Below are 25,537 nucleotides of genomic sequence, written 5' to 3' on the forward strand. Positions count from 1 at the left end.
TTTCATGGATGCTGTCCGCGGGCTACGGGTTATTCGCCGGATTCCAGGCGGATCTGAGGATTGCCTATCCTGACAGGGCGATCTGTACCGCACTTGAAGGTGTGAGCCGTGTTATCGGCAATCTCGGCCGCCTGTTGATTGGCATTCTTCGAGCGGGCATTGATATAGCCGATGTGGCAAGCCTCCCTGCCGTTGACCTTGGTCACGACCAGAACCTGGCTTGGGTTGTCGTCAGCATCACGGGTAAAGTGCCGGAGAATCCCTGCGAAGGGCTTGCCATCCCGAACGCGCCATTCAATCTTTTTGCCAATCATATCGCCAGAGACTTGGAATCCAGGCTCGAGTTCGGTGTTGGTGCTGTCGCCAAAGCGAACGGCTGCAATAAGACCGGTGTCCATGAATTGAGCCCTCCGTCCACCGGGCGCCGAGCAGCTCCAATGGCTGAACTCGGACTCGCTCGCTATCTGCTTGCAGGTTCTTCCTTGAGTATCCGAGTAAACCGCGGTGACGGCTCCTGAGGGCGGAGGCGATGCCTCAGCAACCTTGTCGGGCTTCACAGCAGCAGGTCCAGCCTTATCAAGGCGAACGAGCTTGGTGCATTCCTTTGCATACCTGCCCTTGGAGGCTACATTGAACTGGATCCCAACCTTCGGGATGAATGCCGCATAGTTTTTGTCGTTAAGACCATTTGAGGCGTCGACGAGGGCGGTGATGGTTGTGCAAACAGTGTCCTCGACAATCCGTGACCCGCCTCCATGAGTGATTTTAACCCTGACTGGGCAGGTGCCCCAGTCCACAGCGGAGGTCGAAGAGTTCGGCCCGTTATCGCAGACCATGTCCCAAGCGCGATAGACGGAAGCCAGGACCGTTGTATCACCGTCCTTGAACTCCTTGGCGAAAACGTATCCTGGGACCAGCCCGGAAGTGGCGGGATTACCCTTTCGCTCGGCATTGGCCTTGTCGAGCAAGTCCTTCCACATCTCGACAGCCGGATTGGAATAGATCCCGGGTTCGCTCAGATCGAGAGGATGCATGACGTCCTCCGCATTCTGGGCGTAGGCCGGGACGGAGCAGCCCATGAATGTTATGGCAGCTGCAAAGGCGAGCTTTAGGTTCATGGAAGGACACTTCATTTCAAATCCCTCCTGCCTTGAGCGATCTGATCGTTTCGATCAGTTCACGTTCATGACGCTCCCGGCTAATCCGGGACAGGACCTTCCAGGCGTGGAGGATCGATGCGAGCCAGCAGACGAAGGCTACAAGGCCCACCACGCCGACTGTTGCGAGGAATCCTCCCATGAAGAGGAGGCCGATCAACAGCACAAACGGGAGGAACATGATGAGCGCAACCGATACGAACAGCATCCCGGCCAGGGAGTCGACCAGGCCGGAGAACATACTGATGATCGGAAGTACGAGCAGCCATGAGACGCCGTAAAGGAGGGCGTTGCCGAGGGCGGGTCCCCATTTGTGGGCAAGAACGAGGGCAAGAGGGGGACAGAAGAACGCGATGGCGTGGAGCATAGACTGAACTCAGACGAATTGAATGTGCCGATTTTAGACTATTAAATCGGCTTTGCGACAGCTTCCCTCAGGGAAACCCACAACGCGGTTAATCCGAACTACGAGCGGGACTCGAGTTGGGAGGCCTTTTCCTCAAGCTCCGCGACACGTGAATGATGCCCCGCAAGCTCATCTCTGGCTTTGGCGAGCTGTTCCTCATAACTGGCGATCTGCCGCTCCACATGCTGGATCGACTTCTTCTGATCCTTGATTTCGTTCCGGACGATCAGGGCCATATTGGCGGGAACCGAAGCCCACGCGGCGACTGCCGCCCGAACGGCATCCTGAACCTTCTTTGGTGAAGTGACAGTGTCTGAATAGACGCCGTTCCTGAGAAGGTTGTGGCTCTGGATGTCCTTGAACCGGCTTTCCTCGAAGGTCGCGTAGGTCATGAACTCGTAGTGCTGATCATCAACGGCAAACTTACCTTCGACGCTTTTCACGTTGCCGATCCGAAAGCATCCACCGACCAGAATAGGTCCGTACGGCGTGTCGACCTGGGCCACCTCCCATTCGAGCGGGTCCTTCGGCTTTGAAACCTCCTCCTTTGGCTCCGGCCAGAGTGGCTTCATGCCGACGGCGAATTCGCCTGGCGGCCAGATGGTCCCGTTGTAAGCGACCTTACCAACAATCTGGCCGTTCTCACGGATCTCGCCGCCGGTCCAATTGCCGCCACCGAGGTCATTTTCCTCGATGTAATCCCGGCAGGCTTTTGAGGCTGCTGCGAAATCCTCGACAGAAACGACCTTCCGAACGGTACCGGGGAGCCGGCGCGACGGATCCTGGCCCCGATCCGGGTTGCCGCAATTATCCAGGACTACGGTGTAGCGAGCTTCAACTTTCTTGGGTTTCTTGGTCATTGGACTGGTTCATTCCGTGGCGGCGATGAGTTCGGTTTTCAGGAAGGGAGCAGTGTCGCCTGCCGTGGCGGCGGCCTCGTCCATCCAGGACAGGCGTTCGCAGACCCGCTTGAGCGACAGGCCTGCGGCATGAGCCTCCTCGACGGTCTTCAGGATCAAGCTCGCTGCGAGCTCACGGATCGGGCGGGGAAGCCGGGCATCGAGTTGGGTGCAATAGCTGCTGTCGGGCACGTCCTCCCATTCGCCGTTTTCACCCTCCTGGGAGACGTCAAAACGGAGGATGGGACGATCATTGGGGTCGGCGGGCCGATAATCCCCATCCTCACCCTCCCCGATCCATTCCAGACTGGCCCGGAAGGACTCGCCCGTGGCGACGATTTCGGTCGCCAGGGTGCCCATGTTGACGGGCACCTCGCCGCTGTGAAACTCGGCGTCCTCCGGCTCATACCGGATGAGCTTGCGTCCGAGCTGTCCGATTTCGGAGCAGGAAGAGACATAGGTGGCGTCGGCCGCGATGATCATCTTCGCGTCGGGCTCCTCGCCCCTGTATGATCGGACCACGACATTGCCCTGATCAATCTCAATGTCGACCACGCGGTCAGAGCCGTCCGGCGCCTTAAGGGTCAGGGTCAAGCCGTGATAGGCAGAATGCGAAGCCTGAACGAGCCAGTCTTCCGTCTGGCGTCCGACCAGGTCCTCGGCGCTGTCTTCAGCAATGCGCCAGTCCCGAATTTCGGTCTGGCACAGGATAGTGTCGTTCTCGGTCATAGCAATTCTCTTGGCTAGGAATGATCAGATTTGAGAGTGCTTCAGGCGAACAGGGCGTATTGCCCGTTGTCGATGCGTGGGAGGCCAAGTCTGCCGATCGTCTGGCGAATTTTCTCGCGGAAGTGAGGGTTCCCCTTAGCTTTGGGATGGTCCTCGAGCGCTGCGTAAATGTCTTTTAGCTTCGCCATGCCACCGAGATTCTTGATTGCGTCGCAGACCACCTCGCGCCAATGCGGCATGGGCTGCTCGAAGTTGAGCACCATGTGCAGCAACACCGGACGGGTCAGGCCAACGAAGGCACCCTCAAGGCCGCTCTGGATCAACCGCTCCACATCTTCCTCGCCGTAGGCGACGAGAACGCTGGGAGCTCCGGAGTTGGCTTCGGCTCTCCGGCCGTCGGGGTAATGGAAGTGAAGACGGCCCCGGAGGAAGAGGATGCCGGATGCGTAGGGCCAGACGAACTCGTGATAGGCCTCGGTTTCGGTACGGGCGAAGATCAGCGCGGTGCCCTTGTTGTGACGGCTCATCTTCTTGAGCCAATCGGTCATGGCGCGGCCATAGGGCGGGTTGAGCCACACCCTGCCATCCCAGGGCAGTCTCAAGCCGTACTGCTCCGGCCAGGTGTAATGGTTCCGGGCGGTGTCCCAGGGGCGGGGCATCGGAGCAGCGCACGGGTCCAAGTCAAATGAGGACGAGGAGCCGAGCGCCTGGATGATGCTGGGCGGGGTCAACCACGTCTCGGTAATGGCCGCCGCCGAGTGGTGACCGCCCATTCCTTTATTCAGCGTCATGGAAACCTCAGGCAAAGAGATCGGCCTGCTGGGGCCGAGTTGCGACAGCGGGGTTGATCGAATGGCCGGCCTTGAGGCCTGCGATGAGAGAATCTTGAGAACTTGCGCTTACCTGACGTTCAGCCCTGATTTCCTTGAAATCCGCGCAGACGATTTCAGTGCGGGGTGACGTTCCGCGCCAGAGGTGGTCGTAACCGGAGGTGTCCAGCCCGCAGTTTGGCTGGAGTGAGATCCCGGTCGATTTCACGAAAGCCTCGTACTTCTGCGAGGTCGCGTGCCTGAACGTCTGGGTTCCGCTCATCTGGAAGGGAGCCGAGCCCTGCGGGACGATGAAGACACCGTAATCAGCCATATCTGATGCCAGATCGATGACCGCATATTCGAAGTGGCTGCCCTTGTACCGGGGTGCCTTCGTATCCGTCCGGATCGCTCCGAACGGCGGATTGCCGATGGCGCAATCGAACGTGCCGAGATCGAGCTTCGAGAGATCAAGAACGTCGGCGTGGATCCACCGAGCCTCGGGGAGGATCTTGCGGCCGACCTCGACGTAGTCCTTATTGATCTCGATACAAGTGAGGTCCAGCGGTTGGCGGGAGATGTCGGCCGCAGCTTTGATCACGTATGACAGCCGGCCGATCCCAGCGCAGAGGTCAATGATCTTCCGTCCTGTGACCTCGACAGCGAAATCGCGGGCGAGTTCCAGGGGCGTGAAGAACGCGCCGGCAACCGAGTTTAGGTGGCGTGCGCCCTCGTGCCAGTGTTCCAGAACGAACTCCCGTTCGGCCACGGTGAGGATATCCTTTTCGAGAAGCCTCTCCGCCTCCTGGTGGCGTGCGGCTTCTTCCTTAGAGAGCTTGGGCATCGGCGGACGCTCCGGTTGATAATCGGGACGAGCGAAGCTGACGCGCGGCTAATTGCTGCGCGGCTAGCCGGTGGTGCGGAGGGGTTCGGGGCTAGGCGAGGAAGAGAGTTGTCTGGCCGACACGCTCTGGCCGCGCCTCTTGCGGGGCTGCCCGTTCCTTGGCCTCCTCGATGCGTCGCTCTAGCAGGCGAGCGCCGACGGTGGCCTCGTAATGCTTGCGGCTCCCGCGGAGAGTAAGGCGGAGAATGATAAGGCCGTTGGGCCGGATCTCGGAGATCTGAGCTGTCGTGAAAATGCGATGGCCGAACTTGAGACATTCGAACTTCTGGTACAGCGCAAAGCCGTTATCAGCGATTGCCTTGAGGTCGCCGGCAATCTCACGCTCTGCCTCGACGGCATGGCGCATCGTGTAGATCTCGTACCCGAGCACATTGCGTTGAGCGTCTGCGAAGGGGAGCGGGCGATCATAGGTATCGTGGGCGACGCCGGTCGCCAGCTTTCCTGTCCCATCGCTGAACATCAGCGTGTAGCATCCGCCGCCATCCCACTCCTTGCGGATGATCGCCCAGGATCCGCGGGGAAGAGCTGTGACGCGAGCTTCCAGATCCCGAAGTTCCTGAAACGAGGGGTTGGTGAAGGTGCCGATCAGATTCTCGACCGCCTCGTCGAATGGAAGGATCTGCGGAATAATCCGCTCCTGCAGGTCACGCTCATAGAAGACGCCGGCGTCGAGCGCCTCCTCGACGAACAGCTTGAGCTTCTGGTTTCGAAGCTGGGATTCGGGCGACGTCATGGGTGATCCTCAGCTGCTGATCGACGGGATGGTCGCCGCGGTGTAGCAGGCGGCGATACGCTGGCAGGCCTGCTTGGCGGCCTCCACATCCGGCCACTCGATTTCCTCGGCCGGATGCTTCTTCTCGCGTTGGGCGTATCCCTCGACCCTGAAGGTGTTGGCACCGCCCTTGCGCTTCTTCACCTCGCGATAGGTGGCGTAGATGTGCTGGTTGCTCTGATCGAGCAGGCCCATGCGGCTGGAGTCCTTGCGAATCCAGATCAGTCCCATGGAGATCTCCTGTTCTAAGCGGCAGGCTGGATGGAAAGCTTGTATTCGATGACGTCCTTGAACGATCCGTCCTTGCTGGCGTCGATCGTCACGACATCGCCCGAGAACCGGTACTCGGCGGCTTTGCCGAACCAGAGCCAGTTGTCGCCCGTGAACTGGACCGCATTGGTCTGGAGCTTTTTGACCTGGCGGGTGCCATAGGCCTGGGGCCGGGTCTCGGGCGTCTGCCCATTCCTCGTCATGACATCGTTCCGGAGGGTCTCGATGGTGGCGCCGGGCCGGGCGAGGAAGCGCTTAAAGTCGGCGAGGCTGCGGATATTCACGTCTGTCATTGTGACCTCATGACAGGCAAAAGCGCCGCTCGACGGTTATCGAACGGCGCTCATGCTCTTCGTTGGGGTTTTTAGTTACACTAATTCAATGAGTGGCTTCGGGACTCAGAGTATGGTCCGGGATCAACCGCCCGAGCGACGAGGTTCCATTTCCGACCCATAGCGAAAGTTGAACTTCAACCGCGAGCCATAGGCCTAGGTCTTTTCGAGCGTAGGGCATAGGCTCGCCCCATGGGACGACTGACCTTCACCATCAACCTCACCCTGGACGGCTGCGTCGACCACCAGGAGGGGATCGCCGACGACGAGACGCACGCGTTCTTCACCCGCCTTATGGACGAAAGCGGGGCGATGCTGTGGGGCCGTGTCACCTACGAGATGATGGAGAGCTACTGGCCGGCGGTCGCTCGCGGCAACGTGGAGGCGCCGCCGGCCATACGCGAGTGGGCGGTCAAACTGGAGGTCAAGCCGAAATACGTCGTGTCGTCGACGCGAAGGGACTTCCTGTGGACCAACAGCCACCACATCGCCGAGGATCTGCGAACAGGCGTTCAGACGCTCAAGGACGCGACTCCGGCGGGCGTGCTCCTTTGTAGCGGCAAACTCGCGACCGAGCTGGACCGGCTGGACCTGATCGACGAGTACAAGCTCCTCGTCCATCCCAGGATCGCCGGCCACGGCCCGACCCTGTACCAGGGCGGGCTGCCCAGCACGCGGCGGCTCGAGTTGGTCTCGGCGACGCAGCTCCGCAATGGCGTAGTCGCCATGCACTACCGGCGCGAACGCTGACTTCGCGCAACCTTTCGCGGACACCTTGAGGATTTGCGCGTCGCGGGAACGCCGGCGGCACCTGGAGTTTGCGCCGGCGACCGAGGGACGGTGTTGGGCTTTGGCAGAATTTCGAGGATGCAAAGGGTGAATTGACGCTTCCCACGAGGTTCTCCTAAGACCGGAGCATGAAGCTCCTTGAAGAGACAGGGATAATCTATGTTTGAACCGTGGATAGGCGACCGTTGGGCATGTCAGGATAACCCTTTGGGTGGAATGCGTCTCATGGTCCTTGGGGAGTCACATCATTGCGATAAGCGCCCCATTGGCAGCTTGGCGCCTGAGATGACCCGAGACGTCGTCACGGCGTATGTGAACGGCTCTCTCTACAGGAGATCAAAGAACTTCTTTACGAAAGTGGCAAAGCTCGTTGCCCGAAAGCCTGTAGAGCAAGTGACGCAGGCTGAGATGATCGCAATTTGGAACTCGGTCATTTTCTATAACTATGTCCCGCGTATCGCGGCCAATGGTCCGGGGCAGCGTCCGCCAAGAGAGCTTTGGTATGGTGAGGCGCCAAACCTCTTTATAGAAATCATCAAGAAAAAGGAGGTGGAAGCAATCCTGGTATGTGGCGATGACCTTTGGAACCATCTCCCGCCAGGTCTTGAAGGTGCACCGTCCTATATTCTCAATGCGGCCGATCGGCCGACGAGAATGTATCCGATCACAGGCCCATACCAAGCCGTCGCGGCACATATGCACCATCCGTCAACCGGAGGCGGCTGGGCCTATGCCCGCTGGCGGCCTGTTGTTGACTTTCTGTTTGCTGAGGTTTCACGCCAGCGAGCCGTCCAAGGCACAGCTCCAGCGCTTCCCGCATCCGTTCTAACAATTCGATGATCCGTCGTTTCGCGTCCCGGAGAAAGCATGAGGTTGAAACCGCTCGTCGGAATCTTCTGGGGAGTGCGGTGGTCAGGAGCCATTGTACTGATTTTCGACAAGACCGACCTTGATGCCGCAGAACCATACGGGGAGTTCTTGACCCACCCGAAGGGGCACTATGAATTTTGGGAAGAACTGCGGAAAGAAGGCGTAGGGCCTCTGAAACGAAGAGGATGGCCCGCCATGCTCCTGTCCTATGAATATGAACAGTGGCCACGTGGCAGAATAGTGTACAACACCAAAACGAACTTCTTCACGCTCTACGCTGACCGAAAACTCCAGAGCGGAGCCATCATCCAGCGGATCATAAGCGAGTTCGGTTTGGCATCTGAAAATTGCGCGGTACAATCAGATCCGCATTACCGCAGTACTGAAACTCTCTAGCGTTTGACCTCCTCAGACGATGTCCACCGCGGAACGTACGGGTTTAGCTGGCGCTTCAACCTGCGAGGCTGTCAACGAGCCTGGCTAAAATCAATACTCTTAGGGCATGACTCGGTGCCAGGCTTTCGACAGGCAATCCCATGCTGCTCAATCCGCAGGATCATTTTTCCTCCCGACGGCTTAAAGCTGTAGCCTCGGACGGTATCCTCGAACTTCGGAGTCCACTGATTGCGGCCGGTCGAGATGAGGACCTGAAGCGTGCAGCCCCCACTGCCACAGAACATCGTTGCAGACCCGTCACATTCAATATGTCCGTAGTCAACGATCCAGTCGTTGGCACCATCGCCGTTTAGATCGAGGTCATTACGGGTGAACCCGGGCTTCGCCTTGAAGGTATCGCAAGCTGCGGTGTTCGAGTTGATGGCGGCCGCTACGGAGGCCGGGTAGGAGGGTGCCTGGCCTGAAGACGTGGCTGGCGGGTTGCCAGATGCTTCGACGAGGTATCTAGCGTTTGCCCAGCCTTCAACAGGTCCGTAACGAACCCGACACCAGAATGGTCCAGGGTTTACATCGGAGTCGGGGAGGATTCGCCCGTCGCGAACGGCCGCACAGCCTTCGTTTCGAAGCATCTTGCCATTGTGCGGGACCCGACCGACCTTTGCCGCGCTGGCAGTGGGCCGTTCTCGCAGGAACAGAACGTCATTTGGACTGACCCCGCGGACGTCGAAAAAGTCTGGTCCGTCGGCGGTTGCAAAGGCCGCTCCAGCCGAGATGACGGAGAAGGCAATGGACAGAGATATGAGACGCATCCGGTAGACCTTGTCGCAAGCGGCCCGTGCATCCAGATCGAGCGCCGGGTCCGACACCCTTATAGCAGGTTGACGTATCGCATGGGGACGGGACTGGTGATCACACGGTCAACCTTAGTCTGAGTCACACGGCCGGCAATAGGATCAGCCAACGTACGTGTAACCTTCGAAGCGCTTGGCGACGATTGGGTCATAGCCCATCCGCATCCTCAGCTTCTTGCGCAGCTTGCTGATGTGCCCCTCGACAACAGTCTCCGAGACATCTGCCCGGCAATCCTGATAGACCGCATGAAACACTTGGGCTTTGCTGACAGAGCGGCCACGGTTCCTGACGAAGTATTCCAGGATGTTGAGCTCACGACGGGGCAAAGTCAGCGGCAGGCCGTCGATCTCCGCATCCTGACCATTGAAGTAGACACGCAGGCGATCGCTGGACGTCGCAGTCTGGCTCTCGCGATGACGCCGCCAGATCGCCTCCGAACGAGCAAGGATTTCCTTAACGTGGATGGGACGGCGCACGACATCGTCAATGCCAGCGGTCAGTAGCTCCAGGGTTCGCTCAAGCGACCGGCTTTCGCTGAAGGCAATTATCGGGGCAGGCGTACGCTTGCGCAGAGTCTGGGCAAAAGCGATGCGGTCACTGGATTCTTCAATCAGGAATCCGCGCGCCTGATCGAGATTTGCTTTGGAAGGGTCGTCAAGCCAGGAGTTGTAATCATCCGAAAACATCCCGACTGAGGGAACGCCTTCGCCGATGAACTCAGACACATAAGCAGCCGCAGCCGCTTGCTGCGAAGCAACGACGATAAACATTGGATAATGCCCCAACCCAGAATCTGCTTCGAACGCTTGGTCGTCTATTCTCGGCTCCCAAAAGCCACGTACTCAGCTTCGGGTCCGTTCGTGTTCTTTTAGGCTAAGTAGGTCGCCATAAGACTTGCAACGCGAGAGCCTCGGGTGTTTGCTGGGGCGCATGCAACACCATGATCACTCTCCCGAGACGTGGCTCGACGAGGCGGATCGCACGCGGCTTACTGCCGCGCTGGCTGGCGCCCGCGAGGCCCGGGTGTATCGCCGCCTCGAGGCGCTGCTGCTGGTGGCCGAGGGGCATCCCGTGGCCGAGGCGGCCCGCCGCTGCCGGGTCAACCGCTCCAGTGTGCACCGCTGGCTGGTGCAGTACCGGGCCGAGCATGAGACCACGGCCCTGAACGACCGGCCGCGCAGCGGGCGCCCTCGCCGTCAGCCGAGGCTCACGCCGCAGCGCCTGGCAGCGGCCCTGGCGCGCGATCCCCGCCGCTGCGGCTATCAGGCCACGAGCTGGACGGTGCCGCTGCTGGCCCATGACCTGGCCGCGAAGGGCCTTGCCGTCAGCCCGCGCACGCTGCGGCGCCGCCTGCACGAGGCGGGCTATCGCTGGAAGCGGCCGCGCTATGTCTATGTCGCGCGCGCGGCGCATCTGCCGCAGAAAAAGGGGGCCTGATCCGGCGTCTGAAGGCCGGCTGGCACAGGGGGGATCGGCTGCTGTGCCTCGACTGGACGCTGCTGCGGCTGTTTCCGCCGCTGCGCGCGACGTGGGCGCTCAAGGGCACCCAGGCCCTCGTGCCGATCAGCGGGCGCAATGCCAAGCGGGTGCTGTTTGGGGCGATCGACTTGCAAAGCGCGCGCCGGGTGGTGCTGGTCCGCACCCGCGCCGGTCAGGCCGATGCTCAGGCGTTCCTGCGCGCGTTGCGGCGTCGGTACCGTGGCGCCGGCTGGCTCTGGCTGCTGACGGACCGGGCCAGCGCCCACACCGCGCCGCAGACCCAAGCCCTGGCCGCCCGGCTGCGCATCCGCTTCGTGTGGCTGCCGCGGCAGGCACCCGAACTGAGCCCGATGGATCAGCTCTGGCGCGAGCTCAAGCGGCTGATTGCGGCCAACCGGCAGGCCGCGTCCATCGATGATCTGGCCGCCGAGGCCGCTGAGTGGGTTCTGAGGCTGACGCCGCAACAAGCGTTCCGCAAGGCCGGCATGCTGTCCAAACGTTTCTGGCTCAAAAAGCTGTTGCAGAACTTTTGGCCACCTACTTAGACGCTACTATTGATCTTCACGCGACAGGTGTAACATAGGGCGGTGTCACGTCATCGTGAGGAGGTGCGCGATGGAAGGCAACGTTTGGCGTCCGACCCATTTGACGTCGGAGCAGATGGAGGAGCGTCGCCTGGTGGCCGCGACGCTGTTGCGCGAGGGACAGCTCTCGCAGGCCGAGATCGCCCGGCATGTGGGGGTAAGTCGCGCCAGCGTCTGCCGCTGGGCCGCACCCCTCGCCCAGGAGGGCCCGCGCGGCCTGGAGGCGCGCCCCAACCTCGGGCCGCCCGCGCGCCTCGATGAGAAAGCCTGGACCCGCTTGAGCCGGCTCCTCGACCGAGGGGCCATCGCGGCCGGCTTTGCCACCGAACGATGGACGCTCAACCGCATCGCGGCCGTGATCGAACGCGAGTTCGGGGTGCATTATCATCCGCGCTATCTGGAACGGCCGCTCAAGGCGCATGGCTTCAGCGTGCAGCGTCCTGCCACAAGGGCGAGGGAGCGCGATGAGCTGGTGATCGCGGTCTGGCCCAAGCGGGACTGGGTGGCGTTGAAAAAAGGCACGTCGGGAGCATCGGACGCTGGTCCTCTGGGACGAGACCGGCCACAGCTTCCGGATCCGGCCGGGCACGACCTGGGCGCGGTGCGGGCTGACCCCGGTGCTCCGTCGGGTGAGCAAGCGACGCGAGGTGTCGAGCATCGTGGCGATTACACCGGACGGACAGCTGTATGCGCGCCATTTCCGCACCTCCATCTCGAGCCGCTGTGTCATTCAGGCCCTGCGGTATGTCCGCCGCAAGATCGGCACGCCGCTGCTGGTGGTGTGGGATCGGCTCAACGCGCACCGCTCCCGAGCAACCGCGGCCTTCATTGCGGCCCACCCGCAGGAGTATGCGGTGGCCTATCTGCCAGCCTATGCCCCCGAGTTGAATCCGGAAGAGCAGTGCAATGCCCTCGTCAAGCGTGCCATGGCAAACGCTCTGCCCGACTCAATCAACGACCTGCATCGGCTCGCCCGTCGTGAGTTCGGCCGGCTGAAGCGTCACCCTGAGATGATCGTCCGCTTCTTCCGCCACGCAGGCCTCTCCGTTACCGGCATCGCGTGAAGATCATTAGTTCGCAGGCATTGGCGATCCGACGAATCGCTTGAGCCTTGTGTGAAGATGTCGTCAGGGCGGGTGAGGGTCAATCATGAACACTCTTTTAGTTCGTGACTGACCCGCAGGTGTTGCATCTAAATGACAGTGCGCCGTGATCCAAGGCGTAAAGTTAACAAATACTTAACAGATACGCTTATCACGGCGTCTGACCGACATAAGTCAGATCAAATCAAAGCTGCCAAATCCCATGCCCTCAATGTTGACTGTCGATAGACAGGCGTTGCCCTACATCCTTCTCTCTCTCGAGAGTAAGGTCGATGTAAGGCCGGTTTTGGAATCCCAGTTCGTGGATCGCGGCATTCAAGTCAGCAATGTCCTTGATTGCTTCGATACCCTTGCTGTCCGTTAGGACAATCCGAAGAAACCGGATGCTCTGGTTGCTGAAGATGTTAGCCACATGGCTTCGGCGCTGGATTTCCTGGTGGAAGATACCGAGCCGCTTTTCCACGTCGTCGGAGAGCTTGGTTGCATCGGGGCCGGAGTATAGCACCTGGTCGCCGTTAACCTGGAGAAAAACAAACTTTCCTTCATCGCCAGTATACGGGACCAGAAGGAGCGACTGGACCGTTTTATTGAGGAGGCCCTCCTGCCATCCGAGGTCGAGCCCCTTAGCGCGCACAGAGATCCGGTTCACGCCTTGCTCGTTGAATTTCACGCGGATCTGTCCGGAACCTTTCCGCTGAGATCGAGGGTTGATGCCTGCCAAGCCAAGATCGGTGAAACAGACATTATCGCCGCACTCCGTTGCTCCCGGCTGTGCCATAACCTCTTCACGGCTCATGTTCTTCCGAACCTGCCCAATGAGCGGTGGATCCCAGTCTGCGGGTTTCTCGAAACTGCATTCGGTGACAGCGGTTAGGCCGTCTGTCTTTGGCGAGAGAAGGAAACGTTCGAGGTCTGCCTGCTTACCGGTAAGATCCTGGAAGCCATTCGGCGATGGACTGACCGTGAGGCCGGCATCTTCCGCGGCCTGTCGGGTTCCTTCGGTCATCTGTAGCGGGAAGATGAGAACCCGAAGCTTTTTGTCGTCGCGCCAAAGATAGCCAAACCTAAACCTGCCTTGGGCTTCGATCTGAGCCAAGTAAAGATTCTTATTGATCTTTTTGAACAGGTATTGATCTGGCCTTTGGGGGTCGCGATAGACTGTCCCGCCATTGGAAACCTTTTCAGGTACTGGGAGCATGGCTAGCTCCTTTTTCCCCATCATTGTGCAGAATGCCTTGCTCGGAAGGCCCACCTCGTCACCGTTTTCGATGACCTTTGTTTTCGACTCAAAGCAGCCAGCGAGGCTGAGGCTTGCGGCACAGACGGTGACCAGGGCAAATAGGCGAGTTTTCGTAAGGTGCATGGTGGAACCTTGGAGGGGATTGCAATGGGTTCTATTCGGTGGCGACCCAGGGTCAGATTAGTAGGGCGTGAAACTGCTTGAGTTCCTCGTCATTGGCGTTTCGAAGGAACTTGAGCCCGCCCTTTGTCGGATATCGGAGGAACTCTCCAGCGGTCGCACCGATATACCCGACGATGTTGCTGCCCTTATACAGGAACACATGGGTGTCTCCGGAGGGCATGGTCGCGAACGGGTAGTGCCATCCGTCAAGGCGATCGTTTGCGAACTGGATGATTGCGCTGACCTGATTTGGGTCAGTGATTTCTCGATCGAGCCGTTTAGGATCGGAGCCTTTATAGGTGACCCCTAACCGATCTGCCGCTGGCAAGGGCTCTACCGTCTCGAACCGACTGCACCCTGCGAGAAGCGGTGCGATGGTCGCCAGGAGGGCTCGTTTTGTAATCATGGGAAGTCTCGGCTGTCGAAGAGCATCGCCAATCAGACCGAGGGAGCTTCGGCGCTGACGGGAAACCCGAGCACGGTGCTCACTTTCGCCCTGAGCGTCTCGGCGCTGAATGGCTTCACAATGTAATTGTCAACGCCGGCCTGCTTGGCAGCAATCACGTTCTCGGGTCTGGCCTCTGCGGTGACCATGATGAAGGGAAGCTTCTGAAGCATGGGGTGCGCCCGGACCTGCTGGATAAGCTCATATCCCGTCATCGGAGCCATGTTCCAATCGGAGATTACCAGCCCGTAGGGCCGCTGATTGAGTTTCTCCAGTGCCTCTCGCCCGTCCCTGGCCTCGTCCACGTCCGTGAATCCGATCCGCCTGAGTAGGTTGCGGACGATTCTGAGCATAGTCTGATAATCGTCGATGATTAGGACCGGAATGGACGTATCGAAGGCCATGATGGTTCTCAGCCGATGCGGGGCGTGTCGCCTGCGGGGTCTGTACGAGCGATCTGTTCAAAAACGGTTGCGATCGGCCACTGCGGCTTTGCGACACTTTGGATATGTCCAACGACGCCGATCGGGCCAAGAGGTGTTCCAATCCAGAGAACATCCTCTGGATGGTAATCGATATGCCGGAACTTGGTCTCGACGACTGCCACCTTCAGGTCCTGAAGAAGAGGCGATTGAGTCTCGATGCGGCGCACTTCGCCCTCCTCTAGAACAGCGAGGGCGTTGAGTTCCGGCAGGGGATGTTCGGTCAGAGAGCAGAGATAGGTCGCTTCACCTGCATCATCCATTTCCCGGTTCAGGCCGTCGAGTTCTTCCCGCCAGTTTTCGCTCGTGACGGTTCGATCATCATCACAGGACTGCACAAAGGCGGCGGCAGCCCCCTCGGCTTCTGTCTTGTCGAAGAACGGCTGGACGGTATCGACCCCTGTCAGGAGCGTCCAAAAGTGGGTGGGCATGGGAGTTGTCCTCGTCACAGAAAGGGCAAGCCGTGGGGCTCGCCTTTAGGCTTCGCCCTTCAGCTTCGGGATGTAGTGAAACGGCTTGGTATCAGCCGCGATGTAGAGGGGATGGCCCGCATTGCCGTTCTTTGTCAGAGCCAGGCACCAGAGCCGATGGCCGTCTTCAATGAGGGCCTGGCATACAGCGTCAGCGTAATGCTGCAGCGAGGGGTGGACGGCGCCGAACCCCATGACGATCATTGAGGCGCGGCTCGCCTGATCCCGGATGGCGGGAAGGTTATGCTCGCTGCAGGGGATGACACCGGGATCACGCAGTCGCTTTTGCTCGGTGACGCAATAGTCCATCACGTTGCATTTGACGTACGAGCTGTAGCCCCAGCGTCGGGTGAAATCCTGCTCCCGCGCCACAGTGGGATCGTCGACCTCATAGCTAGCGACCGACGGGTTCATGCCCACCCACAGAACGAAGGGAGCGTTCGGATCCGCTGTCCAGCGGCGGGTCAGGATAGGCCGGTAGCGGCGGTTCTCGTAGAAGACGGCATCGGCAATGACGCCCTCCTTGAGCCGGAGGCGGCTTTTGCCACCGGCATCATGGAGTTCATCAGGAGAGACAGATTGGGCGACCGGCATTTGAGTTCTGATTTGAGAATTGAACTGCGGTCTTATACCAACCTAGGAGCACGGCTTCAAATGAAGTGATCAGTGGGAACGCCGCGATCGCGCCTACAGCGCTGAATTGTCTATTAAGCCTACTGGCATGCCGCCTGCCGGATCCGGAGCACCGAACTTGACCCTTGTCGAAGGGTTGAGCAAAACTGGACGAACATTTTTCGTCCCGGATTTCAAATGCGTTTTACTGTTTCGACCGTACTGAGCGTTTTGGTACTCACCCATCCTGTTGCCGCAGCCGAGTCTGATGAGAACTACAAGCTGACCTGTAACAGGGAGCTTCGTCCAAACCTAACTTCGAAGGCTGCCAGCGCCCCCTTCACCGTCGAGATCGCTTACACGGAAAGGTTATCTCCCGCCCTGATCCGAAGGATGGGGAAATGATGTCGTTCGACGAGCTTCAGCTGAAGTCAGGGAGCGAAGCAAAAGCTGGCGGCCGAGTGTTCGGCTCAACTTATGACGCGTCGCGGACTTGGGATGGGGAGTATGAATGGGCCTATTCCCGCGGCCTGAATGGCTTTTCGGTTACCCGCCGCGGGAAGAGCTATCTCTGCAAGATGGGTTGAGACACCGGTCGCTGACGCTACCTATGGGCCCGACCTTACCTCCTGACGGATGCTGTCAGCGAGCCTGTCGGTCGGGTGAATGACCTCGGACATTCCTGAGGCGATATTGATCACGACGATCTGCCCGCAGCGGAGGGTGTAGGTGTGGACGGGCCCCTCTCGCTTCAGAAGACGCGGGAAGGCTTTCTCGAAGCGAGTGCCGATCGTGCTGGTTAGGTGCGCGCCCTCTGGCAAGTCCGGCCCCTGAATGATCAGCCCAGGCTCCTGAGCCCAGCGCTCGAGCGTCCTGAAGTCGGTGATTGAGGGCAGATATTCCCGCTCGGCATCAAATGTTGCAACGCATTCGAGCTCCTCGACCGGGAACGCGGCCATGGCCGTCGTCGGGTATTTCGTCACCAGACGGCTGGCGGCCCGCCGCACGCGCTCATAGAAGCTCTCAAGACCCTTCGAGCCGATGGCGTTTCCCTCGTAGTAGCAGAGGATCCGGCCATCCTGCTCCCCTGCCCCGACGATGGCGCTCCCGGCGAGGACGAGGCCGGCGGCAGAGGATCCGGGCTTCGGGGTGTAGACGTTCAAAATCATGGGGCGGCCTTCATGGTGGATGTCATGACAAAGGGCGGCCTGATCGCTCAGACCGCCCTTGGGTTGCTCGGCTATCGCCACTGGTGCTTGCGCTGGCTTTTCCAGCTGCGCTCGTAGTGCCGCGGAATATCCGACCAATAGGTTGGGAGTTCGCGCTGCCTCTTGATGCGACCGAGCGGAACCCCGACGAGGAGAAGATCTTCGCTGTCGGCGTCGTGCCAGGTCATCGTCTGCTTCGTCCGCACAATCCGGATGGTGGAGCCGCGATGGCCGCGGGGCCGACGGATGCCCGGCCAGGGGCCGTTGCGGTAGGCGCCCTCGGGCGAGGCAGGCCGTGCTCTCAGGTTATGGGCGATATCAAGGACGTGATCCCGGGTGATAATATCGCCGAGAGACGTTCGGACGATCAACTGTCCTGCAGGGGCTGCATGGCGGACGCCGTCTATGTCGACACGGGTTTCGTATGAGAAGCGGTCGGTAAGGACCTCGGAGAGGAAGAAGCCTTGTTGGAGCGCCGCTTTGGTGAGGGCCAGAACTGCGGCTTCAAGGGTGTCGTAGGTCCAGACTTCCTGAGCCCGATTGATGATGCGGTACTGAGGCTGGAACCGGGTGGTGCTGTGCACGGGTAGTCTCCGTTAGGGGTGAACCTAACGGAAGCCCGGCATGTGCTCGTGACGGATGAAGCCCATCTGGCTGTCCTTACGCGGCAAGGGCTATCGGTGTAGCGATCATATCGGCGTCGGCAAGAGCCTCGGCCGACCGGAATTCGGCGAGAACTGCTAACGCCTTAGTGCGGGGCACCTCAAAGGAATTCGCGATCCGGAGGGCGAGGAGCGAGAGTACTTTCGACGGCTCCAGTCCGTGAGCGGACAAAACGAAGCGAGTGTCCACGATGCCGAAGCAGATCAGTTCCTTTTCCTGATCCGTGATGAGAATGGTGTCGGCATAGGAGGCAGCGCGAGCAAGTGCGCTCTCAAGAGCGTCGATCGCTCCCAAGATATTGATGCCTGCAGTGACAAAGTCTCTGATGCTGAACATGGCTCGCTTGAAATCTTTCGGGGATTGGCTGAAATTAACCTTCGTTAAAATGCTCTCTTCAGTGATCGTAATGCATGGCTATGATGGTCAAGAGGTCGGGGATTCGGCCGATCTCCTGAGGCACGAGGCTTGTAGGAACCTGACGAAATCCGTCGCTCCTCCGTGAGTGGCGGTTTTGTCGCAGACCTCATTTGTCGTTGGATGCAATGAGAGCGAATGCCTTCACCGGCACACAACGTAGAAACACCGGGAAAGTGCCATGCGTGTGACGGCTTTTTAAATCTTCGCCGGTCTGTGGATTCGGGGGACTTGTACGGATTGATGCCATAATCGTTGTGCCGCTTTGAGAAGAATCAATGCGGTGGCGAGTGCTATTGCTGCGTTCAGGGCTCCGGCCAGAACATCAACGAGGAAGTGGCTGCCGTGTAGCGGCGTGGCTACGAGCATGAGTCCGTTGAGGATGAGACCTGGGTACCGGAGATAGGGAACATGCCAGAGTGCCCAGGCGAGCAGCACCGCGTTGGCAGCATGGAAGCTGGGAAACGTGATCAGGCCTGTCGGTGCAAGGCGGGAGATGTTTAGAATTGAGCCATCGCGGACGCCCATAATCTCCGGCACATGGAGGCTTGCCACTCGCACCGCGATATTCGGATGTTGCGAGGGGTCGATGCCATAAAACTCGTAGGTTCCGAGAGCGGGCAGGATCCATGCGATTGCGTAGGTGACGATGAGGGTCAGCAGGAGAGCAATCGTTGAAACCTGCAGAGCTCGATATCTGCCAAAACCGGCGAGTAGGATAGGAGCCATGATGGATTGGAAGCCGGCCGACATATAGATCCCGTAGGCCATGGCCGACACGACGGGATGGTCGTTGGCCCATCCAAGCATCCCGACCCAGTCGAAGCCGAGGGCTTCATCTCCCTTGGCGAGGAGATCGTCCCAGAATGGTTGTGACCTGGAGAGATAGCTGACCACGTGGCCGAGCTCGCCGAAGGCCAAGGCTGAGAAGGGCACAAGAGCGACTGTGAAATACAATGATGCCATACGGGGCCGGTGCCGGGCCGGGCGGCTGTAGATCATGGTGCCGATGGCGGGGATGAGACCAAGCCCTAGGAGCGCAATCTGAGGTCCAGTGTGGAGCTCCAGCGGAGTTGCGGTTACGACAGTCAGCTTAAAGGCGACCACTGAGAGGCATAGGAACGCGCAGAGCAGCATTCCCGGAATGATCTCCTGGGGCTGTTCGCCCTCCCCTGCTCTAGAGGCAAGATGCGCGGACGATCTCATTACAGACGTCATGACCTATCTCACTGGTCGCGGATGGTGGGGTTGGCCGAAATAAAAAGGACGAGGCGGGATGCGCCTCGCCCAAGCGAGTGGCCTTTGCTCGCAAATATATCTAGGCGGACATCCCGAGCGCACTCATGTAAAGCTCAAGAATTGCCTCTTCTTCCATACGCTCTGAATGATCGCGCTTGCGCATGCTAACCAGTTTTCGGACCACCTTAGCGTCGAATCCAGCCCCCTTCAACTCAGAGTAGACGTCTTTAATGTCTCCGCTAATCCCGGCCTTCTCTTCCTCAAGCCGTTCTATGCGCTCCAGAAACGCCTTAAGCTGGTCGGCGGCCACGGATTCTGTGTTGAAAGCTGCGTCGTCCATTTCACGAATCGTCCTGGTTTGTCGTGTTCGATGGACGAATTATAATGCAGAATTTAAACTAATTAAATCGGATGCAACGCCCTGACCGGAAATGTGACCAGCGTCGTTAATGGGGAAATGGCCTGATCGTCTGGGCAGATGGAGCAGACGCTATCGGCGTGACCGAGCTAGTCCCGAACTGCTGGGAGACCAAAAGCTGGCTCCAGCGCGTCATCATCTGTACCTGGTCGCGTCCCATTAGATCTCCAAGAGCAAGCCCTTCCGCAATGCCTTTGAGATAAGCCTCATTGACCGGGTCACCTCTTCCAGCAGCGGTTTTGCCGAGATCTCCCACAAGCCGAATGATTTTTGCAATCTCATCGCTAATCTGGTTGTTCACGCAGGCACTCTTGGGGCAGGCTTCAAGGCTCGACAGCTTGGGGCAAATCGAGCCTTACCCTTCGGCGAAATTCCTTACCGTTCCGTTCTCCCGGCTCCTATGTCCGGTGATCGCGGAGCATGGGGTCGATAAGGGTGAACGAAGGCTTGAAGCCGCGAAGGTCTAGGCGGCCGCTCGGCACTGTTCCATTTCGTCGAGTTCCTCTCGATCGCCAGTTGGCGCGTCGATCTGTTCAGGCAAAGAGTTCACGAGCTGGGCAAACGCCAGCAGATCCATCTCGGCGGCAGTGAGCAGTTTCGAAAGTGTTTCGGTCGAAGGCCACCGCTCCCGTCCATCGGGGTGCATCCGCTTGGACTTGTTGAGTGAAGTGGCATCCAGCCCTGCCTTTCTCGCTAGGCCGGAAGCGGATAACCCGCTCCGCTCGGCAAGCAAATCGATGGCGTGCCAAAGGTCTCCATGAGCAAACATCAGTTCTATCCGTACGCAATTATCACCAATTCAACGATGGTTTGCGCCTATAGGGTACGAAACTGGCCTGAAGATTGCGCACGGATTACATCATTCGCCGCCTCCTCATAGCGAGGAGTTCAACCTCGAGGTCGAGTTTCCCGGCTTTGACCATGCGGACCAGGGCCCGATAGTACCCGCCCGGGTTCTTGATCCGGCTTTCTCCGCCGTTCTTGGCGAGGTCGTCGTCGTACAGCTGAAGGGTGTAGATCACCGCGATTGCGGCTCTGACGGTGCCGATCCCTTCGACGGCTTCGGCCCAGGCACTCTCGTTGGCGCCCAGCGATGCTCGGAGATAACGCCCGGCCGAGACGATGTCGGCTAGATCCCGTACCGGCTGGCCGTAGTCGCTCAAGGTGGGGCAAGCCTCAAGGATCAATTCCGGTGATAGGTGCTCTGCCGGTTGTTCGGTTGAACGAACCGCCTCAGCTTTCTTCGGAAAGCCCTTGTTACAAGCCTCGGTAGGAGATCCGTTGTTGTTATAAGAATGGCGGCAATCCTTGCCCCCATTGCCAGCATCAAAAAATGCTTTCTCGCAAAGTGTCCTCAGGTCTTTCCACTCGTCGAGAGCGTCCAGCGGCAAGGCTTTCGAGCTGCGCACAGGCGTCCGGGCTTTCAGGGACTTGAGGCGGTCTTCAAGGTCTGAGCGATCCAGATCCGGGTAGTGCTCGGCCAGGGCGCTCAAGGCCTCCTCGGCAGCGCGGCGGGCGATCGTGATCTCGTCGAAGGTGCGCTTGCGGGCTTCGCGAGCCTGCTTCTGCTCAATCAGACGCTCAGCCCACTCCCCTCGTCTGGCATAGACCGGCGTCAGGTCGAAGCCGAACGCATCGACGATCTCGCCTGCCAAGTCTTTGACTGCGAAGCGCTTTCCGTTAGGCGATTCCTTCGGAACGATCAGCTGGAGGTCGATGAGGGTCCGAAAGGCATAGCGGACCGACCGTTCGGATAGACCGGTGCGACCCATAAGATAATCGTTGGACGGCCACACCAGCAGGCGCTCCCATTCCTGTTCGCCCCAGCAGGCAATGAGCTCCGACAGAACCGACCGGGGGCCGTTCCGCAGTTCCAAGGCCTTGGCGGCGTCTCGGGCGGCAGCCGATAGTTCTTTCCGCGTCACCGTGCGCCCGGTTTCGAGCACAAGTTCTCTCGCGGCCAAAGCAGCATGTCTCAGCCGCCGGCCTCCTGACGATGCAAGCTGCATCGTACCCTCCTATGTGAGGGCAAAGCGGGAGCGTTCACCGTAACCGATGCTCTTGACAGTCAGTTTGTCGGGATGGCATAAGGAAGGTGCAAACTTTTCCGAATGCCCACCCCTCGCGGTGGTCTCCAAAGGCCCTCGAAGTGTCCAGCTTCGTGGGCCTTTTGCTTTGCCTGGTTTACGTCACGACATTTCGCTCCTTTTGGGCAAATGTGGCCTCGAGGGCATGAGTGATTGCTTCCTGCCGGTTCCGGAAACGACCGCTCTCGATCGCTTGATCGATCGCGACCCTAAGGGACCCAGGCACCCAAACGTTCATCTCGTGGTCTCCCCGCTCCCGGCGAGACTTACGAAAGCGCTGAACACGTTCGGTATGCTTTGCATCAGGCATGGCATCCACCCATTACACTCGTGCCATCACGAGTGATGCCCGATTCCAATTAGGCTGTGGAGTCGCCTAGCAAGAATCCATTCACAATAGATCGATTCAGCGGTGGGAAACTTCTTTGGCTTGAATCATTTAGCCCGAAAGGCAGAGTCAATTCGAATGTAAAAGCCCGGTTCCGGGTGATTCTCAGTTACGCACTTGATTCGATGTTGCGTAGTATTCGCGCCGAAGTTGGACTCGCGGTCCGGAATTTTGATTCGGGCGCAGGACGGGGTGGATGGTTAAGGACTGTTAACGGAACCATCCTACGGACCGGATATTTGAACTAGATTCTAGGCTGCCATCGGCAGGTCCGTTTTCGTCGGACGGGGCAGTCCCTTGTCCATCCGCCGGCGGATCTCCTGGCGAGTGGAATGCGTCCCGCACGGGAGAACATAAGCATGGTTCCCGTTGTGGCGCATCCGCCGGAACGGCCCCTCCTGAAGGGCTCGGCGAATGTAGTCGGCCTCTGGTTCGCCGAGAGCGCGGGCTGGGGCTCCATGGGAGCGGAGGAACTCATAGGCGTAAGCCGCGCCTCGCTCGCCGTTCCGGAGCTTCGAAAGCGCCCGGGGAGAGACGATCGATCCATCGCGTGTTAGCCAATGCGTCCGAGGAGTCCCGCGCCCGACGTAAATACTTGAAAATGCAACATAAATTTGCCCTATATGCCCGGCGTGAATGAGCGCCCCTGTCGAGGTCGTCCTGGGCATCGGATCGCTATACGAGAGACAGAGATCGTAAAATGGGCGGCGGTCTGCCCGCTGCTTGTCCTGGGTGAGGAGTCGAAGGGCTCTCGATAAGAAGAACGTTTCTCCGTTTCCTCCCACGTGGTCCTTAAGGACAAACCGTCCGAGCTCACAGAACTTCGCGGTGGGGGTTGCGCCATACGCAGCGGCGGCTTTCGGCTGCATAGGAACCGAGAATACCGCGACCCCGACCAAGTCCTGCTGGAAAGGACCAGTCCTCTCGAACAGCCCGTAGGCCGCGATCGCGGCTGGGTAGGATCCAGAATAATAGTGTTGGTGACAAATTCTCGGGCGGCCGCATCTCCGATGGGCTCAACAGAGAACTGGCTGGGATCGATTGGCTCCTGAGAGGGACGATAGAACGCGCGGCGGCTATTCCACCGCATCGACAGGTCGAAGAGCGATAGCTGGGTCATTTCCAAAGATGATTTGAGAGAGGGAGCTTCGAGAGTGGATCAGGGCGGCGCACACCGCGACGGCCGAAGCCGAAAACAGAAAACCCTACGTAGCGGGGGCTATGCTACGCAGGGTTCCCGGAGGACAGGATCAGTTGGGTTGATCCTTGACGCCAGAGGTAGGCTCCGGCCCTTAACAAAAGCTTACCGAGGGGACGGATCCACAGGCAGGAGTTTGAAGGGTCTAATGGCACTATCGGGGATCGGCGCAGCGTATCTCACCTGGCCGGTGATCATGAACACCGAAGCCCAAGGGATTACGCCGGCGGCCCATTCGGCCTGGGAATATCCTTGAGCCAGGATGTCATCGGCCATGGTCTGAGCCTCTTGATCCATATCCGGCAGGAGGTGTGCCGAGTCTATGGCGGAGGCGTCGATCGCAAGAACAATCCAATCGACCGGCCACTCTTCACCGCGATTGCAATCGGCGTAATTCGTTGCAATCCCGACTTCGTCGGTCAGGAAGACCACCGGCACGTCCTTACTCGAATGCATGCTTGGTCTCAGGCCATGGTCTTTGATTTGACCATGAACAGCGGGATCCCAGATACCGTGATTGGCTGTGGCGTGGGGATCGTACCGGTAGAGGGGAGTTGCGTGATAAAGGGTTCGGGGGAGAACAGTTGTCATCAGAAACCCAAAACCCCGCGCAGCGATGGGACAGCTGCACGGGGTTCATTGGATTAAGGTCCACTGAGCGAAGACCTTAATGTCAGGGTGGCAGAGTATGGTTAATGGCTGCTTAAAGCTGATCTAGGCTGCCATTCGCTTAGAAAAGCGGTGCTGCCCTCCGAGCACGTACTCGAGCATGCACTCTGAAGCGACCCAACGGCGGTCGAGGGCCTCAGCAACTGCGGCGGTCGTGAGAGAGCCACCAAAGGGCTCGAACACGAGATCCTTCGGTCGCGTGAGGAACTTGATGAACATCTCAGGCAATGCCGCAGGAAATCTGGCTGGGTGGACCGGAAGACCGGCCGCCTTGACGCTCCGGATGTAGTCAGAATTACTCTCGGTGTTGGCCGCGACGATGAGGTTGCCAGGGATGGCGCCGCCATTGTCATTGCCAAAGGCACCTTCTGCCATCCTGTATCCCGCTGGCCGAGTTGCTGCTTCCTGGCCTCCCCTCTTCAGGACTGCCTTCATGCTGTCAGAATAGGGGACAAGAATCTGACGGTTGTCAGCATATGGATTGTCCGAGGCGGACAACCAGAAGACATTCTCTAGAGATGGCTTCACGCGAATCCTGCGTACGGTGACCCATTCCGCCGGATTTGGAAGCCGCGCTGGATTCTGCCAGGCAAAGCGCTGACAGAGTTTCAGACCCAGCTCATCCTGAAATTTAATAAGAAGACGCTCTTGGTAGAGCGAGAGCGTAGGTTCGCCTCGACGCCATGCATCACCGAGGTTGAGGACGACAGAGGCGTCCTTGGCAAGTTTCGGCATCCACTGCTCGGCCAGGCGCAGCATCCAGTCAAGATACTCCCGTTCATCCAGGTTTCCGTACTCCTTCTGACGTAGGAGCGGATACGGAGGACTTGAAAACACGAGGCTCAAGCTGTTGTCGTCGAGCAGGCCGACGGCATCTTCGCAGTGCCCCCACAGGGCAGCGCCCTTGTCGGTCATGAAGATCGTGACAACGATCCCAGGGGTCGCCTTGGTAAGAGCCGAATGCCCTTTGTCGGTGAGGGCCCACAGGCCTGCATCCGCCGGTCGCAATAGCCCTCGAGTTTTGCTCTCTGCTGGGCCCAGCGCACCTCCCGCTCGAAGGCACTATAGGAGTGTCCGCAAATGGTAATTCTCGCGGAGCGCTCGTCAGCCGGCAGATCGATCTTCTCGGCCACCAAGTCATAGACGTCGCGAGCCTTCGCGGCCCCTCCCCTTTCCTCGATCGGGTCAAGCAGCGGAAGGATGAGCTGCGATTGGCTGATCTACTTTTTTTGGGGTTTGGCCTCGTCTGATCCACTCCAGACAGGTCACTTCGATAGGTTGAAGCTTAGGCTACTGAACGCCGAGCCAGTTCAGGGCAGGTTCGGACAAGCTTGGCGAATTAGGTAACAACTTTGTTGGTTCCGTAAGAACTTTATTGTCGCTGACCAAACTTTGTTGGCACAGGGCACAAAGAACGGATTAGGAACGGCTTCGCAGCGGCAGGCATATATTGTCGCAACCCTCACCTTAGCTACAAATGTTCCTTGCCTA

The 25,537-nt window shown here is 59.1% G+C and carries 33 protein-coding genes and 2 pseudogenes; 8 read left to right on the forward strand and 27 right to left on the reverse strand.

Annotation, left to right across the window (positions count from 1 at the left end):
- Window positions 1-29 precede the first annotated feature (29 nt).
- The 9 genes from NF876_RS01815 to NF876_RS01855 form a co-directional block, all read right to left on the reverse strand.
- Complete coding sequence (locus NF876_RS01815; protein WP_262267302.1) at window positions 30-1,118, reverse strand: hypothetical protein; 1,089 nt, start codon at window positions 1,116-1,118, stop codon at window positions 30-32.
- Between the two features lie 16 nt (window positions 1,119-1,134).
- On the reverse strand, window positions 1,135-1,524 hold the full coding sequence (locus NF876_RS01820) for a hypothetical protein (protein ID WP_262267303.1): 390 nt from the start codon (window positions 1,522-1,524) through the stop codon (window positions 1,135-1,137).
- A gap of 98 nt (window positions 1,525-1,622) precedes the next feature.
- Window positions 1,623-2,423, reverse strand: a complete 801-nt coding sequence (locus tag NF876_RS01825) for a hypothetical protein (protein ID WP_262267304.1) — start codon at window positions 2,421-2,423, stop codon at window positions 1,623-1,625.
- 9 nt (window positions 2,424-2,432) lie between these two features.
- Window positions 2,433-3,191, reverse strand: coding sequence for a hypothetical protein (locus NF876_RS01830; protein ID WP_262267305.1), 759 nt, complete (start codon window positions 3,189-3,191; stop codon window positions 2,433-2,435).
- A gap of 41 nt (window positions 3,192-3,232) precedes the next feature.
- Window positions 3,233-3,982 (reverse strand): DNA N-6-adenine-methyltransferase, encoded by a 750-nt coding sequence (locus NF876_RS01835; RefSeq protein ID WP_262267306.1) that lies wholly within the window; start codon window positions 3,980-3,982, stop codon window positions 3,233-3,235.
- A 7-nt stretch (window positions 3,983-3,989) separates the two neighbouring features.
- A complete protein-coding gene (locus NF876_RS01840; protein WP_262267307.1) occupies window positions 3,990-4,844 on the reverse strand; it encodes a class I SAM-dependent methyltransferase in 855 nt (284 codons plus the stop codon).
- Between the two features lie 91 nt (window positions 4,845-4,935).
- On the reverse strand, window positions 4,936-5,637 hold the full coding sequence (locus tag NF876_RS01845) for a hypothetical protein (RefSeq protein WP_262267308.1): 702 nt from the start codon (window positions 5,635-5,637) through the stop codon (window positions 4,936-4,938).
- A 9-nt stretch (window positions 5,638-5,646) separates the two neighbouring features.
- Window positions 5,647-5,907 carry a hypothetical protein gene (locus tag NF876_RS01850; protein WP_262267309.1) on the reverse strand — a complete coding sequence of 87 codons (261 nt, stop codon included), beginning with the start codon at window positions 5,905-5,907 and terminating at the stop codon, window positions 5,647-5,649.
- A 14-nt stretch (window positions 5,908-5,921) separates the two neighbouring features.
- Complete coding sequence (locus tag NF876_RS01855; RefSeq protein ID WP_262267310.1) at window positions 5,922-6,239, reverse strand: hypothetical protein; 318 nt, start codon at window positions 6,237-6,239, stop codon at window positions 5,922-5,924.
- 231 nt (window positions 6,240-6,470) lie between these two features.
- On the opposite strand from NF876_RS01855, the gene NF876_RS01860 reads away from it, so the two are divergent.
- From NF876_RS01860 to NF876_RS01870, 3 genes are all read left to right on the forward strand, one after another.
- Window positions 6,471-7,028: a dihydrofolate reductase family protein gene (locus NF876_RS01860; protein WP_262267311.1), complete on the forward strand. Its 558-nt coding sequence runs from the start codon at window positions 6,471-6,473 to the stop codon at window positions 7,026-7,028.
- Between the two features lie 324 nt (window positions 7,029-7,352).
- Window positions 7,353-7,907 (forward strand): RsbRD N-terminal domain-containing protein, encoded by a 555-nt coding sequence (locus NF876_RS01865; protein ID WP_262267312.1) that lies wholly within the window; start codon window positions 7,353-7,355, stop codon window positions 7,905-7,907.
- A 27-nt stretch (window positions 7,908-7,934) separates the two neighbouring features.
- A complete protein-coding gene (locus NF876_RS01870) occupies window positions 7,935-8,333 on the forward strand; it encodes a hypothetical protein (RefSeq protein ID WP_262267313.1) in 399 nt (132 codons plus the stop codon).
- A 71-nt stretch (window positions 8,334-8,404) separates the two neighbouring features.
- Here NF876_RS01870 and NF876_RS01875 read toward each other — a convergent pair whose 3' ends face one another.
- A complete protein-coding gene (locus tag NF876_RS01875; protein WP_262267314.1) occupies window positions 8,405-9,199 on the reverse strand; it encodes an SH3 domain-containing protein in 795 nt (264 codons plus the stop codon).
- Window positions 9,200-9,286: 87 nt separating this feature from the next.
- Window positions 9,287-9,955 carry a response regulator transcription factor gene (locus NF876_RS01880; protein WP_262267315.1) on the reverse strand — a complete coding sequence of 223 codons (669 nt, stop codon included), beginning with the start codon at window positions 9,953-9,955 and terminating at the stop codon, window positions 9,287-9,289.
- A gap of 160 nt (window positions 9,956-10,115) precedes the next feature.
- On the opposite strand from NF876_RS01880, the gene NF876_RS01885 reads away from it, so the two are divergent.
- From NF876_RS01885 to NF876_RS01900, 4 genes and pseudogenes are all read left to right on the forward strand, one after another.
- Entirely contained in the window at window positions 10,116-10,622 is a 507-nt protein-coding gene (locus tag NF876_RS01885; protein WP_262267316.1) for a helix-turn-helix domain-containing protein, read from the forward strand.
- Window positions 10,623-10,663: 41 nt separating this feature from the next.
- Window positions 10,664-11,209, forward strand: a complete 546-nt coding sequence (locus tag NF876_RS01890) for a transposase (RefSeq protein ID WP_262267364.1) — start codon at window positions 10,664-10,666, stop codon at window positions 11,207-11,209.
- A 115-nt stretch (window positions 11,210-11,324) separates the two neighbouring features.
- A pseudogene (locus tag NF876_RS43335) lies at window positions 11,325-11,681 on the forward strand (winged helix-turn-helix domain-containing protein); the annotation flags it as partial.
- 106 nt (window positions 11,682-11,787) lie between these two features.
- Window positions 11,788-12,312, forward strand: a complete 525-nt coding sequence (locus NF876_RS01900) for a transposase (protein WP_262267365.1) — start codon at window positions 11,788-11,790, stop codon at window positions 12,310-12,312.
- 247 nt (window positions 12,313-12,559) lie between these two features.
- Here NF876_RS01900 and NF876_RS01905 read toward each other — a convergent pair whose 3' ends face one another.
- The 5 genes from NF876_RS01905 to NF876_RS01925 are packed head-to-tail and all read right to left on the reverse strand — an operon-like array spanning window position 12,560 to window position 15,744.
- Window positions 12,560-13,714 carry a hypothetical protein gene (locus NF876_RS01905; protein WP_262267318.1) on the reverse strand — a complete coding sequence of 385 codons (1,155 nt, stop codon included), beginning with the start codon at window positions 13,712-13,714 and terminating at the stop codon, window positions 12,560-12,562.
- Between the two features lie 52 nt (window positions 13,715-13,766).
- The gene (locus NF876_RS01910) at window positions 13,767-14,159 is read right to left on the reverse strand and encodes a hypothetical protein (protein ID WP_262267319.1); all 393 of its coding nucleotides are present in this window, start codon (window positions 14,157-14,159) and stop codon (window positions 13,767-13,769) included.
- Between the two features lie 32 nt (window positions 14,160-14,191).
- Window positions 14,192-14,602 (reverse strand): response regulator, encoded by a 411-nt coding sequence (locus NF876_RS01915; RefSeq protein WP_262267320.1) that lies wholly within the window; start codon window positions 14,600-14,602, stop codon window positions 14,192-14,194.
- Window positions 14,603-14,610: 8 nt separating this feature from the next.
- Window positions 14,611-15,111 (reverse strand): hypothetical protein, encoded by a 501-nt coding sequence (locus NF876_RS01920; protein ID WP_262267321.1) that lies wholly within the window; start codon window positions 15,109-15,111, stop codon window positions 14,611-14,613.
- A gap of 45 nt (window positions 15,112-15,156) precedes the next feature.
- On the reverse strand, window positions 15,157-15,744 hold the full coding sequence (locus NF876_RS01925) for a DUF1643 domain-containing protein (protein WP_262267322.1): 588 nt from the start codon (window positions 15,742-15,744) through the stop codon (window positions 15,157-15,159).
- A gap of 419 nt (window positions 15,745-16,163) precedes the next feature.
- On the opposite strand from NF876_RS01925, the gene NF876_RS01930 reads away from it, so the two are divergent.
- The gene (locus NF876_RS01930; RefSeq protein ID WP_262267323.1) at window positions 16,164-16,349 is read left to right on the forward strand and encodes a hypothetical protein; all 186 of its coding nucleotides are present in this window, start codon (window positions 16,164-16,166) and stop codon (window positions 16,347-16,349) included.
- A 21-nt stretch (window positions 16,350-16,370) separates the two neighbouring features.
- Here the strand turns inward: NF876_RS01930 and NF876_RS01935 are convergent, their stop codons facing one another.
- The 11 genes and pseudogenes from NF876_RS01935 to NF876_RS01985 all read right to left on the reverse strand — a co-directional run bounded on the left by NF876_RS01935 (window position 16,371) and on the right by NF876_RS01985 (window position 24,961).
- Complete coding sequence (locus NF876_RS01935) at window positions 16,371-16,931, reverse strand: hypothetical protein (protein ID WP_262267324.1); 561 nt, start codon at window positions 16,929-16,931, stop codon at window positions 16,371-16,373.
- A 71-nt stretch (window positions 16,932-17,002) separates the two neighbouring features.
- Window positions 17,003-17,554: a hypothetical protein gene (locus tag NF876_RS01940; RefSeq protein WP_262267325.1), complete on the reverse strand. Its 552-nt coding sequence runs from the start codon at window positions 17,552-17,554 to the stop codon at window positions 17,003-17,005.
- Window positions 17,555-17,630: 76 nt separating this feature from the next.
- Window positions 17,631-17,969: a hypothetical protein gene (locus tag NF876_RS01945; RefSeq protein WP_262267326.1), complete on the reverse strand. Its 339-nt coding sequence runs from the start codon at window positions 17,967-17,969 to the stop codon at window positions 17,631-17,633.
- 276 nt (window positions 17,970-18,245) lie between these two features.
- The gene (locus NF876_RS01950) at window positions 18,246-19,184 is read right to left on the reverse strand and encodes a phosphatase PAP2 family protein (protein WP_262267327.1); all 939 of its coding nucleotides are present in this window, start codon (window positions 19,182-19,184) and stop codon (window positions 18,246-18,248) included.
- 181 nt (window positions 19,185-19,365) lie between these two features.
- Window positions 19,366-19,626, reverse strand: coding sequence for a DUF2312 domain-containing protein (locus NF876_RS01955; protein ID WP_262267328.1), 261 nt, complete (start codon window positions 19,624-19,626; stop codon window positions 19,366-19,368).
- Between the two features lie 106 nt (window positions 19,627-19,732).
- A complete protein-coding gene (locus NF876_RS01960; RefSeq protein ID WP_262267329.1) occupies window positions 19,733-20,005 on the reverse strand; it encodes a hypothetical protein in 273 nt (90 codons plus the stop codon).
- A 293-nt stretch (window positions 20,006-20,298) separates the two neighbouring features.
- Window positions 20,299-20,473, reverse strand: a pseudogene (locus tag NF876_RS01965) (helix-turn-helix transcriptional regulator); the annotation flags it as partial.
- An 85-nt stretch (window positions 20,474-20,558) separates the two neighbouring features.
- Complete coding sequence (gene repC / locus NF876_RS01970; RefSeq protein ID WP_262267330.1) at window positions 20,559-21,713, reverse strand: plasmid replication protein RepC; 1,155 nt, start codon at window positions 21,711-21,713, stop codon at window positions 20,559-20,561.
- Between the two features lie 717 nt (window positions 21,714-22,430).
- Window positions 22,431-23,168 carry a Mom family adenine methylcarbamoylation protein gene (locus NF876_RS43820; RefSeq protein ID WP_444547398.1) on the reverse strand — a complete coding sequence of 246 codons (738 nt, stop codon included), beginning with the start codon at window positions 23,166-23,168 and terminating at the stop codon, window positions 22,431-22,433.
- Window positions 23,169-23,482: 314 nt separating this feature from the next.
- The gene (locus NF876_RS01980) at window positions 23,483-23,968 is read right to left on the reverse strand and encodes a hypothetical protein (protein WP_262267332.1); all 486 of its coding nucleotides are present in this window, start codon (window positions 23,966-23,968) and stop codon (window positions 23,483-23,485) included.
- A 123-nt stretch (window positions 23,969-24,091) separates the two neighbouring features.
- The gene (locus NF876_RS01985; protein ID WP_262267333.1) at window positions 24,092-24,961 is read right to left on the reverse strand and encodes a DNA-methyltransferase; all 870 of its coding nucleotides are present in this window, start codon (window positions 24,959-24,961) and stop codon (window positions 24,092-24,094) included.
- Between the last annotated feature and the right edge of the window lie 576 nt (window positions 24,962-25,537).

It is taken from the genome of Microvirga yunnanensis, assembly GCF_025460875.1.

What these genes read in the sequence shown, in the direction of transcription:
- NF876_RS01815 (WP_262267302.1), bottom strand. Translation starts at nt 1,118, where the DNA reads ATGAACCTAAAGCTCGCCTTTGCAGCTGCCATAACATTCATGGGCTGC.
- NF876_RS01820 (WP_262267303.1), bottom strand. Translation starts at nt 1,524, where the DNA reads ATGCTCCACGCCATCGCGTTCTTCTGTCCCCCTCTTGCCCTCGTTCTT.
- NF876_RS01825 (WP_262267304.1), bottom strand. Translation starts at nt 2,423, where the DNA reads ATGACCAAGAAACCCAAGAAAGTTGAAGCTCGCTACACCGTAGTCCTG.
- NF876_RS01830 (WP_262267305.1), bottom strand. Translation starts at nt 3,191, where the DNA reads ATGACCGAGAACGACACTATCCTGTGCCAGACCGAAATTCGGGACTGG.
- NF876_RS01835 (WP_262267306.1), bottom strand. Translation starts at nt 3,982, where the DNA reads ATGACGCTGAATAAAGGAATGGGCGGTCACCACTCGGCGGCGGCCATT.
- NF876_RS01840 (WP_262267307.1), bottom strand. Translation starts at nt 4,844, where the DNA reads ATGCCCAAGCTCTCTAAGGAAGAAGCCGCACGCCACCAGGAGGCGGAG.
- NF876_RS01845 (WP_262267308.1), bottom strand. Translation starts at nt 5,637, where the DNA reads ATGACGTCGCCCGAATCCCAGCTTCGAAACCAGAAGCTCAAGCTGTTC.
- NF876_RS01850 (WP_262267309.1), bottom strand. Translation starts at nt 5,907, where the DNA reads ATGGGACTGATCTGGATTCGCAAGGACTCCAGCCGCATGGGCCTGCTC.
- NF876_RS01855 (WP_262267310.1), bottom strand. Translation starts at nt 6,239, where the DNA reads ATGACAGACGTGAATATCCGCAGCCTCGCCGACTTTAAGCGCTTCCTC.
- NF876_RS01860 (WP_262267311.1), top strand. Translation starts at nt 6,471, where the DNA reads ATGGGACGACTGACCTTCACCATCAACCTCACCCTGGACGGCTGCGTC.
- NF876_RS01865 (WP_262267312.1), top strand. Translation starts at nt 7,353, where the DNA reads ATGACCCGAGACGTCGTCACGGCGTATGTGAACGGCTCTCTCTACAGG.
- NF876_RS01870 (WP_262267313.1), top strand. Translation starts at nt 7,935, where the DNA reads ATGAGGTTGAAACCGCTCGTCGGAATCTTCTGGGGAGTGCGGTGGTCA.
- NF876_RS01880 (WP_262267315.1), bottom strand. Translation starts at nt 9,955, where the DNA reads ATGTTTATCGTCGTTGCTTCGCAGCAAGCGGCTGCGGCTGCTTATGTG.
- NF876_RS01885 (WP_262267316.1), top strand. Translation starts at nt 10,116, where the DNA reads ATGCAACACCATGATCACTCTCCCGAGACGTGGCTCGACGAGGCGGAT.
- NF876_RS01905 (WP_262267318.1), bottom strand. Translation starts at nt 13,714, where the DNA reads ATGCACCTTACGAAAACTCGCCTATTTGCCCTGGTCACCGTCTGTGCC.
- NF876_RS01910 (WP_262267319.1), bottom strand. Translation starts at nt 14,159, where the DNA reads ATGATTACAAAACGAGCCCTCCTGGCGACCATCGCACCGCTTCTCGCA.
- NF876_RS01915 (WP_262267320.1), bottom strand. Translation starts at nt 14,602, where the DNA reads ATGGCCTTCGATACGTCCATTCCGGTCCTAATCATCGACGATTATCAG.
- NF876_RS01920 (WP_262267321.1), bottom strand. Translation starts at nt 15,111, where the DNA reads ATGCCCACCCACTTTTGGACGCTCCTGACAGGGGTCGATACCGTCCAG.
- NF876_RS01925 (WP_262267322.1), bottom strand. Translation starts at nt 15,744, where the DNA reads ATGCCGGTCGCCCAATCTGTCTCTCCTGATGAACTCCATGATGCCGGT.
- NF876_RS01930 (WP_262267323.1), top strand. Translation starts at nt 16,164, where the DNA reads ATGATGTCGTTCGACGAGCTTCAGCTGAAGTCAGGGAGCGAAGCAAAA.
- NF876_RS01935 (WP_262267324.1), bottom strand. Translation starts at nt 16,931, where the DNA reads ATGATTTTGAACGTCTACACCCCGAAGCCCGGATCCTCTGCCGCCGGC.
- NF876_RS01945 (WP_262267326.1), bottom strand. Translation starts at nt 17,969, where the DNA reads ATGTTCAGCATCAGAGACTTTGTCACTGCAGGCATCAATATCTTGGGA.
- NF876_RS01950 (WP_262267327.1), bottom strand. Translation starts at nt 19,184, where the DNA reads ATGCTGCTCTGCGCGTTCCTATGCCTCTCAGTGGTCGCCTTTAAGCTG.
- NF876_RS01955 (WP_262267328.1), bottom strand. Translation starts at nt 19,626, where the DNA reads ATGGACGACGCAGCTTTCAACACAGAATCCGTGGCCGCCGACCAGCTT.
- repC (WP_262267330.1), bottom strand. Translation starts at nt 21,713, where the DNA reads ATGCAGCTTGCATCGTCAGGAGGCCGGCGGCTGAGACATGCTGCTTTG.
- NF876_RS01980 (WP_262267332.1), bottom strand. Translation starts at nt 23,968, where the DNA reads ATGACAACTGTTCTCCCCCGAACCCTTTATCACGCAACTCCCCTCTAC.
- NF876_RS01985 (WP_262267333.1), bottom strand. Translation starts at nt 24,961, where the DNA reads ATGACCGACAAGGGCGCTGCCCTGTGGGGGCACTGCGAAGATGCCGTC.